This window comes from Curtobacterium sp. MCBD17_032, assembly GCF_003234855.1.
Lineage (GTDB): Bacteria > Actinomycetota > Actinomycetes > Actinomycetales > Microbacteriaceae > Curtobacterium.
On the sequence record NZ_QKTO01000006.1, the window covers coordinates 89,501 to 102,523 of the forward strand.

8 protein-coding genes are annotated in these 13,023 nt (G+C 72.3%); 2 read left to right on the top strand and 6 right to left on the bottom strand.

Annotated elements, in window-relative coordinates:
• Positions 1 to 15 precede the first annotated feature (15 nt).
• From hrpA to DEI91_RS10350, 5 genes are all read right to left on the bottom strand, one after another.
• A complete protein-coding gene (gene hrpA, locus DEI91_RS10330) occupies positions 16 to 3,915 on the bottom strand; it encodes an ATP-dependent RNA helicase HrpA (RefSeq protein WP_111052289.1) in 3,900 nt (1,299 codons plus the stop codon).
• 35 nt (positions 3,916 to 3,950) lie between these two features.
• Positions 3,951 to 5,795 (bottom strand): thioredoxin domain-containing protein, encoded by a 1,845-nt coding sequence (locus DEI91_RS10335; RefSeq protein WP_111052213.1) that lies wholly within the window; start codon positions 5,793 to 5,795, stop codon positions 3,951 to 3,953.
• A 91-nt stretch (positions 5,796 to 5,886) separates the two neighbouring features.
• The gene (locus DEI91_RS10340) at positions 5,887 to 6,954 is read right to left on the bottom strand and encodes an NAD(P)-dependent oxidoreductase (RefSeq protein ID WP_111052214.1); all 1,068 of its coding nucleotides are present in this window, start codon (positions 6,952 to 6,954) and stop codon (positions 5,887 to 5,889) included.
• An 84-nt stretch (positions 6,955 to 7,038) separates the two neighbouring features.
• Positions 7,039 to 7,890 (bottom strand): sulfurtransferase, encoded by an 852-nt coding sequence (locus DEI91_RS10345; RefSeq protein WP_111052215.1) that lies wholly within the window; start codon positions 7,888 to 7,890, stop codon positions 7,039 to 7,041.
• A 163-nt stretch (positions 7,891 to 8,053) separates the two neighbouring features.
• Entirely contained in the window at positions 8,054 to 9,595 is a 1,542-nt protein-coding gene (locus DEI91_RS10350) for an MFS transporter (protein ID WP_111052216.1), read from the bottom strand.
• Positions 9,596 to 9,754: 159 nt separating this feature from the next.
• On the opposite strand from DEI91_RS10350, the gene DEI91_RS10355 reads away from it, so the two are divergent.
• Complete coding sequence (locus DEI91_RS10355; RefSeq protein WP_181439563.1) at positions 9,755 to 10,414, top strand: TetR/AcrR family transcriptional regulator; 660 nt, start codon at positions 9,755 to 9,757, stop codon at positions 10,412 to 10,414.
• Between the two features lie 48 nt (positions 10,415 to 10,462).
• Here the strand turns inward: DEI91_RS10355 and DEI91_RS10360 are convergent, their stop codons facing one another.
• Entirely contained in the window at positions 10,463 to 12,094 is a 1,632-nt protein-coding gene (locus DEI91_RS10360; RefSeq protein ID WP_181439564.1) for a dolichyl-phosphate-mannose--protein mannosyltransferase, read from the bottom strand.
• A gap of 78 nt (positions 12,095 to 12,172) precedes the next feature.
• Here DEI91_RS10360 and rsmI point away from each other — a divergent pair, with 78 nt between their 5' ends.
• Entirely contained in the window at positions 12,173 to 12,994 is an 822-nt protein-coding gene (rsmI, locus tag DEI91_RS10365) for a 16S rRNA (cytidine(1402)-2'-O)-methyltransferase (protein ID WP_111052219.1), read from the top strand.
• Positions 12,995 to 13,023 lie beyond the last annotated feature (29 nt).

Sequence of the window (13,023 nt, forward strand, 5' to 3'; positions counted from 1 at the left end):
GGGGTCGTCCTCCGGTCAGCGTGCCGCCGCCGTGAGGGCCTTCGTGATCCGCTGCAGCGAGACCGTCTCGGCGGTGCCGAGCTCCTGGGCGAACAGGCTGAGGCGGAACTCCTCGAGCATCCACCGCGCGTGCACGAGCTCCGGGTGCGACCCGACGGCCGGCGGGAACGCGCCCCCGGCTTCGACGTAGCGGTCCGTCGCGCCGGTGACCTCGCGCATCCAGCTCGCATCGCGGCCCGGGTTCTGCAGCAGCTTCGTCACGCGCGCTTCGATGCCCTGCAGGTACACGCGGATGCGGCGGAGTCGGTCGAGTCCGGCGACCGAGACGAACCCGGCGGACACCAGCCGTTCCATCTGCTGCCGCATGTCCGACAGGGCCGGCAGGAGCGCCATGTTCGTCGCCTGCTTCAGCGCCCGCTCGGCGTTCCGCTGCGCCGTGAGCACCGCCGCGACCTCGGACACGGCGGTGAACATCGTGTCGACGACCGTCGCGGACACCGCGTCCCGGACCTGCTCGAACGCTGCTCGGGTGAAGACGAGGCCGTCCGCGTGGGTCCGGCGGATCCCAGCGTCGACCACCGCGGCCAGGACGTCGTCGAACAGCGCCGACGTGGACGGGTAGGGACTCGCGGCGAGGGCCAGTTTCTCCTGCGCGGTGAGGTGCTGCTGGATGTAGGACACGGGGGAGGGCACCGCGAGCATGACGAGGCGGCGGACCCCGGCGGGCATCTGCACGGCTCGGTCGTCCGGCGTCGCGAGGAGCTGCACGCCGACGGTCGCCTTCGGGCCGGTGCCCTCCTCGACGAGCGCGGGGTAGGCGCGGATGACACCGCCGGCCTGTTTCGTGTCGAGCACTTCCGGCAGGTCCTCGTCCGGCCAGCCGGTCAGACCGGACCGTTCGATGCGGCGACCGGAGCCGGCGTCGGCGACGCGGGACGAGCCTCCCGGCCGACCCTGCCGCTGCGTGGCGGCGGCGACGCTCTGCTGCGTGCGGTCCTTCAGCTTGGTCTGCAGGGCCGCGAGGTCCTTCCCGGCTTCGACCCGGCGGCCGCGCTCGTCGACGACGGCGTAGGTCGGCAACAGGTGCGCGGGCACCCGGGTCATGTCGAAGTCGGACTCGGTGACGGGGACGTGCACGAGTCGCTGGATCGTCTTCGCCAGGGTCGCGCGGAAGCTCTCGGTCGGCGTCGTCGGGGCGTCGTCCGGCAGTTCGGCGACGATCTTCTCCGCCCAGTCCGCGGCCGGGACGACGTTCTTGCGGATCTGCTTCGGCAGCGCCTTGATGAGCGCGGTGACGAGTTCCTTCCGGAGCCCGCGGACCTGCCAGTCGAAGCCCTCTTCCCGCATGCGCGGCAGGACGGCGAGCGGCACCTGGACGCTGACGCCGTCGTCCTCGGCGCCGGGCTCGAAGCGGTAGCGGACGGCGAGGCGCTGGTCGCCGCTCCGCCACTGGGTCGGGTACTCGGCGTCGTCCTCCGCGGCGGAGGCGGCTGACTCGTCGAGCAGGTCCTCCCGGCGCATCGTGAGCAGGTCCGGTTGGTCGCGGCGCGTCCTGCGCCACCACCCCTCGAAGTCGCGGGTCGTGGCGATCTCGGCGGGGATGCGGGCGTCGTAGAACGCGACGACGGTCTCGTCGTCGAGCAGGATGTCCCGCCGCCGGGTGCGCTCCTCGAGCTGTTCGAGTTCGCGCCGGAGCTTCCGGTTCGCCCGGTCGAACGCCTGCTGCGAGTCCCACTCACCCTCGACCAGGGCATGCCGGATGAACAGCTCCCGCGAGTGCACCGGGTCGATGCGGTTGTACTGCACGCGGCGTCGCTGGACGATCGGGACACCGAACAGCGTGACGCGCTCGAACGCGACGACCGCGCCCTGCTTCTTCTCCCAGTGCGGTTCGCCGTACGTGCGCTTGAGCAGGTCTCCGGCGAGGGGCTCCACCCACGCCGGGTCGATGCGCGCGACGGTCCGGGCGAACAGCCGACTGGTCTCGACGAGTTCGGCGGCCATCACCGCGTCCGGCTGCTTCTTCGCGAGCACGCTGCCCGGGAACACCACGAACCGGGTGTTCCGCGAGCCGAGGTAGTCGCGCTTCTCACGGTCGCGGAGGCCGATCTGGCTGAGGAGCCCGGCGAGCAGCGCGCGGTGGACGGAGTCGGGGTCGTCCTTGCGCTCCGTGCCGACGTGGATCCCGACCTGCTTCGCCGCCCGTGAGAGCTGCCGGTACAGGTCCTGCCACTCGCGGATGCGGAGGTGGTTGAGGAACTCGGCCTTGCACATCCGGCGGAACGCGCTCGAGGACAGTTCCTCCTGCTTCTCCTCCAGGTGGTTCCAGAGGCCGAGCAGGGTGAGGAAGTCGCTCGTGGGGTCGGCGAAGCGGGCGTGCAACTGGTCGGCCTGCGCACGCTTCTCGAGCGGGCGCTCGCGCGGGTCCTGGATGCTCAGCGCCGAGACGATCGCGATGACCTCCCGTCCGACGCCCTGGCGGCTCGCCTCGAGCACCATCCGACCCAGACGCGGGTCGATCGGCAGCCGGGTCAACTGCTTGCCGGTCTTCGTGATGGCACCGGTGGTGTCGACGGCGCGGAGCTCACGCAGCAGGTCGAGGCCGTCCTTCACCCCGCGCGAGTCCGGCGGCTGCAGGAACGGGAACGACTCGATGTCACCGAACCCGAGCGAGATCATCTGCAGGATGACGGCGGCCAGGTTCGTCCGGAGGATCTCCGGGTCGGTGTACTCGGGACGACGGTCCAAGTCGTCCTCCGAGTACAGGCGGATCGCGATGCCCGCGCTCGTGCGGCCCGCTCGACCGGAGCGCTGGTTCGCGGACGCCTGCGAGATCGCCTCGATCGGCAGCCGCTGCACCTTCGCCCGGGGGGAGTACCGCGAGATGCGGGCCGTGCCGGTGTCGATGACGTACTTGATGCCGGGGACCGTCAGGGAGGTCTCGGCGACGTTGGTCGCGAGCACCACCCGGCGGCGGACGCCCGGTGTGGTCGATCGCTGGAAGACGCGGTGCTGGTCGGCCGCCGAGAGTCGTCCGTACAGCGGGAGGACCTCGGTGCCCGGGTAGTGCTTGCCCTCGATCGCGTCTTGGGCGTCACGGATGTCGTTCTCGCCGGGCAGGAACACGAGGACGTCGCCCGGGTCCTCGCGAGCGAGCTCGTCGAGTGCGTCCGTGATGCCCTGCAGGGGGTCCCGGTCATCGCCGGCCGTCGGGCTCCCGGTGCGGCCCGCGGCGCCGCCCTTCGACGTCGCCGGTCGGGTGCCGGCAGGACGCTCGTCGAACTCGTCCTCGTCCTCGTCGTCGCCCGCGGCGTCTTCGTCGGCGACGAGCGGCCGGTACCGGATCTCCACCGGGTAGGTACGCCCGGAGACCTCGACGATCGGCGCGCCCCCGAAGTGCCGCGAGAACGACTCCGGGTCGATCGTGGCACTCGTGATGATGAGCTTGAGATCGGGCCGGCGGGGCAGGAGCCGCTTGAGGTAGCCGAGCAGGAAGTCGATGGTGAGGGACCGCTCGTGCGCCTCGTCGATGATGATCGTGTCGTACCGCTTCAGGTCGCGGTCGAAGTGGATCTCGTTCAGCAGGATGCCGTCGGTCATCAGCTTGATCCGGGTGTTCGCGCTCACCTTGTCGGTGAAGCGGACCTGGTAGCCGACGAGGTCGCCGAGTTCCCCGCCGAGTTCGTCCGCCACCCGCTCGGCGATGGTGCGTGCGGCGATGCGGCGGGGCTGCGTGTGGCCGATGTGCTCGCGCCCGAGCTCCAGGCAGATCTTCGGCAGCTGCGTCGTCTTGCCCGACCCGGTGGCGCCGGCCACGATGACGACCTGGTTGTCGCGGATCGCAGCGGCGATGTCGTCCCGCCGCTGCGAGACGGGCAGTTCCGGTGGGTACGTGATGACGGGGGGATTCGGCATGAGCATTCCAGGATACCGCCCGGGCGCGTCCGCCATCAGCCGAGCTGCGCCACGAGGTCGTCGGCGGACCGCGCGGGCAGGGCGCAGACGCGGTCGTGGCAGACGTAGGCCACGCCGTCCAGCGCGTCCCGACCCTCGAGCAGCGAGAACCCGGCGTCCGCCCAGTCCGCTGCCTGCGCTCGCGTGAGCACCGCCGTGATCGTCCCCGGACGCCGGACGGCCCGGAGGGTGTGCAGCATCGCTGTCACGTCGGGGCCGGAGCGGTCGTCGGCGACGAGGACGACCTCCCGCGACGGGCGCTGCAGGGCGAGCGCGACCCCGAGGGCGTCGGCATGCCCGAGCGGACGGTCCACTCCCGTCCGTGCGCGTTCGGCGACGAGTCGTCCCGCTGCGGCCCGACGGTCGTCCTCGCCGGTCAGGGCGGCGAGCAGTGCGGCCGCGCTCGCGAGGGCGACGGTCCCCGACCGGAGCGCGGTCTGCGGCTGTTCCCCGGTCGCGGTCCCGGCCGCGGCGAGGACCGGGTCGACCTCGAGGACGCCCGACAGTCCGTCGTCCACCAGGGTCCGAGCGGTGGTCGCGTACGCCAGCTCGCCGGTCACGAGCGCGAGTTCGAGGAGCCCCTCGGCGAACAGCCCGATGTCCTCGATGGTCGGCGCCGCCGTCGACGTGCCGGCGCCCGAGCTCGAGCGGACGGCGACGTGTCCGTCCCGGAGGTGCGCTGCGATGACCGCGTCGGCGGCGGCGCGGGCGAGCCCGATCATCTCCTCGTCCCCGGCGCGGGTCCCCGCCAGCACGAGTCCGCGGACCGCCAGGCCGTTCCACCCGGTCAGGACCTGGTCGTCGAGCGGCGGCGCGTCGAACCGTGCGCGCTCGTCGAGGGGCAGGCGGTACCACTCGCCCTCCACCCGACGTCCGTCGATGGTCGACTCGCTGTCCTGGGCGGCGACGAAGGCACCGTCCGTCCGCCGGAGGGTGTCCCGCAGGAAGTCGGCGATCCCGCGGGCCCGTGCCGGATCGGCGACCGCGAGCAGTCCGGCGTTGTCGTACAGCATCCGCTCGTAGTGCGGAACGGACCAGTCACGGCGGGTGGCGTACCGGAAGACGCCGCCGTCCGCGTCGGTCAGCTCCGACCTGGCGATGGCGCCGAGGGCCCGGTCGAGGAGCCCGCCGGCCGCGTCGACGCCGTCGGCAGCGGCGTCGCCGAGGAACTCCAGCAGCGGAGCGTTGGGGAACTTCGGTGCGCCGGCGAAGCCGCCGTACTCGGCGTCCTCGGCCCGCTCGAGGTCGCGCACCACCCTCCGGATCGCGTCGACGGACGGGAGGCCCGGCCCGCTCCCGTCGGAGCGTCCCGCCTCGGCGCTGGCCGCGTCCGCCTCCGCACCCTGCCGGATCGCCCGCGCGATCGCGGTCGCGTTCGCGTCAACCTCGTCCCGACGGTCCCGCCAGGCGTCGAGCACCGCGGCCGTGACCTGCCGGAACGACGGGTGCTGCCCGACCGGCTGCGGTGGGTAGTAGGTGCCGGCGTAGAAGACCTGCGCGTCCGGCGTCATGAAGACGGTCAGCGGCCACCCGAGCTGCTCGGTGAACGCGCTCGCGGCGGCCATCGCGCTCGCGTCGACGTCCGGGCGCTCCTCCCGGTCGACCTTGACCGCGACGAAGTCCCGCCGCAGCAGCTCGCCGACCTCCGGGTCGGAGAAGCTCTCGCGGGCCATGACGTGGCACCAGTGACAGGTGGCGTACCCGATCGACACGAGCACGGGGACGCCGCGCTCACGGGCCTCGGCGAACGCCTCGGCACCCCACTCCCGCCAGTCCACCGGGTTGGCGGCGTGCTGGCGGAGGTACGGGCTGACGGCGGATCCGAGCCGGTTGTCGTTCATGCACCCAGCGTGCCCCGCGTGGCCTGTGTGGGCGGGCCTCCAGGCCGTCCTGTGGAGGGTGAGCCGCCGTCCACAGCCGCTGGTCTGCTGGTCAGCCGAGCCCCGAGGACAGCAGCGCGAGCGCCGCGTCCTCCGGCCCGTAGTCGAACATCCGGTCCCAGAACGGATCAGCTGCCCACGGGACGTCCCCGTCCGCCGGGGTCCGACGCGCTGTCTCGACCAGCCAGTCGACCTCCGCCCGCACCGCGTCCGCGAACCGCGGTGGGACCCACCCGAGCGCCCGGGCCGCGGTCGTGTCGAGCACGGACGGTGACGGGGTGGACCACGGTGTCAGCCCGACGAACGCCGGAGCGTCCTCGCCGAGCAGGACCTCGTCGAACGTGTGCCCGAGGTGCCCGGCGATCGTCCGGACGATCTCGAGCGCGGTCGGAGCGGTCTCGTCGGCGACGTTGAGGATCCGGCGGTCCGGGGCGTCGGCGACCAGCCGGACGAGTGACCCGATGCCGGACGCGGCCGTGGTGTGGTCGACGCTGCGCCCCTGGTCGGCGAGCAGGATCCGCTCCCGTCCGTCGAGGACGCGCCGCACCACGAACCACTCGCGCGGTCGACCGATGCCGACCCCGTACACCCGGGACGGGCGGAGGACGGTGACCGGTGCGCCGTGGTCGAGCAGCACCTGCTCGGCCGCGACCTTCGCGGCGCCGTAGCCGTCGCGCGAGGTCGGGTCGCCGTCGCCGGGCGCGACCGTCTGCTGCAGCTCCGTGACCGCGCCCCCGAACACGGGCTTGTCCACCGAGTTGGCGTGCCGTCCCTGCTCGTCGACGTAGACCGCCTTCGACGACACGAAGACGGTCGAGCCGACGTCGTCGAGGAACGGCGCGAGCTGCAGTGCGTCGTCGCGCGTCACCCCGACCGTGTCGACGACCAGGTCCGCGCCCGGTCGCAGCAGGTCCCGCAGCAGCGCGGTGTCCCGTCGGTCACCGGGGTGGGCCAGCGCACCGGCGGCGACGAGGTCGTCGGCGACGGGACCGCCGTGCCGCGAGACGATCTCGACGGACCAGTCGTCCCCACCCCGACCCGAGCGGTCGAGGAGTTCGCGGGCGACCTGGGACCCGATGCCACCGGTCCCGCCGAGGACCACCGCGCGTCTGCTGCTCATGGCGCCAACGCTAGCCCCCGGGCCGACGCCGTCCGGCGCTGCGCCCGGCCGGCACCGCGCCCGGCACCGCGGCCCGGCACCCGGTCAGGAGGCGATCGACTCCCGCCACCACTCGGCGAGCGACCCGTCGTACACGCGGACCTTCTCGTGACCGAGCACGGTCAGGGCGAGGGCATCGACGCAGGACGCGCTCCCGACGCCGCAGTACGTCACGACCTCCTCGGCCGTCAGGACCGGGGCGAGCGCGCGTTCGAGTTCCGGACGGCGGAGGAGCGCGTTCGAGTCACCGAGGAGGTCCCGCACGGTGATGGTCGTCGTGCCGGGGACGAGGGGCGGATGGTCATCGCCGAGGTCTGCGGGGTCGGCTGCGAGCACGAGTGCGGCCGGCTCGGACCCGTCGACGGCGCGGAGCACACGCGACCGGTCGGCCCACAGCGGGAGTTCCTCCCCGGCGACGAACGCGTCGCCGTCCGCGGCGCGGCGAGGAGCGCGGGAGAGCGCGCCGACGCGGACGGGCCGGCCCTCGTCGCGCCACTTCGCGAAGCCGCCGTCGAGCACGGCGACCGACCGGAACCCGAAGGAGCGGAAGATCCACCAGAGTCGGGCGGACCACTCGCCGATGCCGTCGTCGTAGACCACGACCGTGGAGGCACGGCTCACCCCGAGCGCGTGGGCCGCGGCCTCGAAGCGCTCGGCTCCGGGTCGCGTGAACGGGAGGCCCGTGTCGGGCGCGGAGAACGCGTCGATGAGGTCGGCGTAGACGGCGCCCGGCACGTGTCCGGTGTGCTCGTGGGCGTCCCGCGCCGAGTGCCAGGTCGTCCCGAGGCCGATGCCGTCCGTGTGCACCGACGCGTCGAGCACGAGGAGGTCGTCCGCGCCGAGGTGGTCGGCGAGCCACTGCGTCGAGACGAGCGGCGAGGTCAGGACGGGGGGCATGCCGCCACGGTAATCCAGACCCCTGACCCGCGACAGAGCACGCGCAACAGTGCGACTCGTGCCGCGCGATCCGGCACGGACATGACGACGCACGACGGGACGGACCCGGCAGCACGGTCGTGCGGTGCCGGGTCCGTCCCGTGGGCTCGTGCGGCTCGGGCGATCAGTGCGCGGCGGTCGGGATGCTGCCGGTGGTGCCGGCCCCGGCCTGCTCGAGGCGGGCGACGCGCACGGACTGGCGGTTGATGAGCAGTCCGCTCGCGATCGCCACGACCACGAGCACGCCGGCCGAGATGGCGAAGGCCGCGTGGTAGCCGTCGAGGGTCGCCTGCGCCTGCTGCAGCGCCGTCGGTGCCGCGGTCAGGCCGGCGAGGCTGTCCTCGACCACGTTCGCGAAGATCGTCGACAGCAACGCGGTCCCGATCGAGCCGCCGATCTGCTGCATGGTGTTCACCGTCGCGGAGGCGACACCGGCGTCCGCACGGGCGACCCCGGTCGTCGCGGTGTTCATCGCCGACGAGAAGATCGTGCCCATGCCGAGACCGATGACGACGAGGGCCGGCAGGACCGTGCCCGCGTACGAGCTGTCGAGGTCGGTGCGGAGGAGCAGGAGGAGTCCCGTCGCGGCGACGAGCCCGCCGGCGAAGATGAGCACCTTCGGTCCGACGCGGGGCAGCAGGCGTCCGCCGATCTGCGTGGCGGAGATCATGATCGACAGCGGCATCGGCAGGAACGCCAGGCCCGTCTGCAGCGCCGAGAACCCGAGCGTCTGCTCGAGGTAGTAGGTCAGGAACAGGAAGATGCCGAACATGCCGATCGCGACGAGGCCGATCGCGACGAACGAACCACCGCGGTCGCGGTCGAGGACGACGCGGAGCGGCAGCAGCGGGTGCGCGACCCGGGTCTCGATGACGACGAACGCCGCGATGAGCAGCACGCCACCGACGAGCATGCCGATCGTGAGCGGGGCGTCCCAACCGTTGGTCTCGGCGTTCGAGAAGCCGTAGACGACCCCGACGAGACCGGCGGTGATGGTGATGACCCCGGCGACGTCGATGCGCGGACGCTCCACCTTCGGGGGCTTCGCCATGAAGACGAGTGCACCGATGACGCCGAGGACCGCGAAGACCACGTTGACGTAGAGGCACCAGCGCCACGACGCGTACTCGGTCAGGACGCCGCCGAGCAGCAGACCGATCGCGGCACCGGACCCGGCGATCGACCCGAAGATGCCGAACGCACGCCCGCGCTCCTTCGGGTCGCGGAAGGTGGTGGTCAGCATGCCGAGGGCGGACGGGGCGAGCAGCGCACCGAAGACGCCCTGCAGCGCGCGGGCGGCGACGAGCAGTCCGAACGAGTCGGCCAGTCCGCCGAGCACGGAGGCGACGGCGAACCCGACCAGGCCGATGATGAAGGTGTTCTTCCGGCCGAACAGGTCGCCGAGACGACCGCCGAGCAGGAGCAGTGAGCCGAACGCGAGCGAGTACGCCGTCACGATCCACTGGCGCTGGTCGGTGGCGAATCCGAGGTCCTCCTGCGCAGAGGGCAGCGCGATGTTCACGATGGTCGCGTCGAGGACGACCATGAGCTGGGCGAGCGCGATGACCGCCAGGGCGATCCAGCGGTGGTCGGTGCGGGCCGGGGTGGTGCCCGCGGTCGTCGGCGTCGCTCCTGTGGGAGCGGGCGCGGTCTGTTCTGCCGTCACGACAGCCTCCTTCTCGAAGGGATGAAGGGGAGGGGCGCGCGCCGTCGGGCGTCCCGGAGGAGGGTGAAGCGGATGCAGGACATCCGCTTGTGGTCACTGTACATCGAAACGGAGCAACCGCATCCGCTTGTTCCCAGCCGGGTCGATTACATTCACTGTGTGAGCACCACCGGACCCGCCGCCGACCTCGACCGGCCCCTCCGTGCCGACGCGGCGCGGAACCGCGAACTGATCCTGCAGACGGCACGGAAGTGCTTCGCGGAGCGCGGCCTGTCGGTGACCCTGAATGACATCGCCCACGAGGCCGGGGTCGGTGTCGGCACCGTCTACCGACGTTTCGCCGACAAGGACTCCCTGATCGCGGCCCTGCTCAGCGCCAAGTTCGAGGCGCTGAACGCCGCGGCCGCGGCCGCGGCCGAGGAGACCGACCCCCGGGAGTCGCTCCGCCTGTACCTGATGGGGGTGTTCGCCTTCCGCGCCCGCGACCGAGCGCTCGCCGACGCGATCGTCCGCGCGGGCAAGGCCCGACCGTCGGTCATGCAGGAGCGGGACCGTCTCGAGCAGCAGGTCGCCGAGATCATCCGTCGTGCCCGCGAGGCCGGGGTCGTCCGGCCGGGCTTCGACGCCCGTGACCTGCCCATCCTCACGACGATGGTCGGTGCCGTGGCGGACGCGACCCGGAGCCACGACCCGGAGGCCTGGAAGCGTTACGCCCAGGTCCTCGTCGACGGCGTGCTGCCGCAGGCCCGGCAGGACCCGATGGTCGGCGAGCCGCTCGACCGCGACGCCCTCGAGCGGTCGATGCAGCCGCAGCCCTGACCGCCGAGCGACGCGGGTCCACCCCGGCCTGCGCGTGCCTCGCGAGCGCTACAACCAGCTCGGCAGCCAGTAGTGCGACCGGATGAAGTCCCACGACACCTGCATCGCGGTCCACATCGGGTACCAGTAGGCCGACGCGAGCACCACGACGACCAGGTACACGCCGAGACCGAGCAGCGCCCGCGTCCGCCGCTGTCGGGGATCGTCGCGCGACCCGATCAGGTGTGCGATCGCCGCGGCCAGTGCCATCACGAGGAACGGTTCGAAGGTGACCGTGTAGAACTGGAACACCGTCCGGTCCAGGTACATCAGCCAGGGCAGGTACCCCGCGCCGATGCCGATGAGGACGAGTCCGTACTCCCAGCGCCGACGCGTGACGAACAGCACGAGCAGCACCACGGCCGCGATCACCGAGGCGTACCAGACGAACGGGTTCGCGATCCCGGTGATCGCCGCACCGCACCGGTCGAACCCGCAGCCGTCCTGGCCCGCGTCCGTGCCCTGGTAGTACATCGACGTGGGGCGTTGCATGACGAGCCACAGCAGCGGGTTCGCCTGGTACGAGTGCGGCGTGTGCAGGCCGATGTTGAACGCGTAGATCTCCGACTGGTAGTGCCACCAGTTCTGCAGGCTGTCGGGCACCCACGCGAGCACGCCCGTCCAGCGCTGGCCGCCGCTGCCGATCCAGTCGCGGTCCCAGCCGCCCTTCGTCAGGAACCACCCGGACCACGAGGCCAGGTAGGTGACCGCGGCGACGGGCACGGTGAGCAGGAACGTGACGGGTGCCTGCTGCAAGGCCGCACTCGACGACCAGAACGCCACACCCGCCCGCCGTCGGAGCATCATGTCGCTGAGGACCGAGTACACGGCGAAGAACGCCAGGAAGTACACGCCGGTCCACTTCGTCGCCGACGCCAGGCCGAGCGCGAACCCCATCGCGAGCAGCCACGGTCGCCACCACAGCACGGGGCCCCAGAGCGTGGCCCGTCCGGCCGCTGCCCGCCGGTCGGTCCACCGGTCGAGCTGCCGGGCGGACCAGCGCCGGTCGAGCAGCAGGGCGCCGAAGCCGAGCACGACGAAGAACGTGACGATGCCGTCGAGCAGCGAGACCCGGGACATCACGATCGCCTGCCCGTCCACCGCCAGGAACCCGCCGGCGAGCGTCCCGACGAGCGTCGAGCGGAACAAGGACTGCGCGATGACGGCGATCAGGAACACGGTCGCGATGCCGAGCACGGCGACCGTGAACCGCCACCCGAACGCGTTGTCCGGCCCGAACACCAGCATCCCCAGGCCGATGAGGTACTTGCCGAGCGGCGGGTGCGCGATGAACTCGGCAGCCCGCGAGTAGATGTCGGTCTGCCCGCTCGCGAACCGGTCGTCGGTCGTGGGTGCGGCGTCGTCGCTCGGGTTCGCCGGCCAGGTGCCCTCGTACCCGAGGTGCACGATCGACCAGCTGTCCTTGACGTAGTACGTCTCGTCGAACACCAGCGAGTGCGGCCGCCCGAGGTCGACCAGGCGGAGCAGCGCGGCCAGGACCGTCACCGCGACCGGGCCGCCCCACCGCCAGACGGCCACCCGCCAACCGACGGAGAGCACGCGGGCCCACCAGTCGTCGAGCCACGAGCCACGGGGGACGTCCGGCACGGTCTGCTTCGGGTCGGCCAGGTCCGTGGTCACGCGCAGCATCCTACGGAGGCCGTGCATGCGTCGGCTGCGCTGTCCACAGGTGACCGGCGCGGCGACGACAATGGGGACGTGATCGTCCTCGCAGCAACCCCCATCGGCAACCTCGGTGACGCCTCCCGTCGACTCGTGGAGACGCTGTCGAACGCCTCCGTGGTCGCCGCCGAGGACACCCGGACCGCGATCCACCTCATGCGTGCCCTGGGCATCGAGAACCGTCCGCGGCTCATCGCGCTCCACGAGCACAACGAACGGGAGCGTGCTGCGGAGGTCGTCGAGCTCGCCCGGGAGGACGACGTCGTGGTGCTCACCGACGCGGGCATGCCGGCGATCAGCGACCCCGGCTTCCCGCTGGTCGAGGCCGCCGCCGCCGCGGGCGTCACCGTCACCGCCGTCCCCGGCCCGAGCGCCGTGCTCACCGCACTCGCCCTGTCCGGGCTGCCGACCGACCGGTTCACGTTCGAGGGGTTCCCGACCCGGAAGGCCGGGGAGCGGCGTCGCGTCTTCGCGTCGCTGGCCGGCGAGCAGCGCACGATGGTCTTCTTCGAGTCCCCGCACCGGATCGCCGACACGCTCGGGGACATGGCCGCCGGCTTCGGTGCCGACCGGCGCGCCGCGGTCTGCCGGGAGCTCACCAAGCTGCACGAGGAGGTCCGTCGCGGCACCCTCGCCGAGCTCACCGCCTGGGCGGCGGACGGGGTCCGCGGCGAGATCTGCGTCGTGGTCGCCGGCGCCAGCGGGTCGGGTGAGGACGCCACGATCGAGGACGGCGTCCGCCTCGTGCTCGAGCGGGTCGCCGCGGGCGCGCGCATGAAGGAGGCGGCCGCCGCGGTCGCCGACGCGACCGGCCTGTCCAAGCGGGACCTGTACGAGGGCGCGCTCGCCGCGCGGTGAGCCGGACGGGAGGCCCGTGGCGGCGCCGC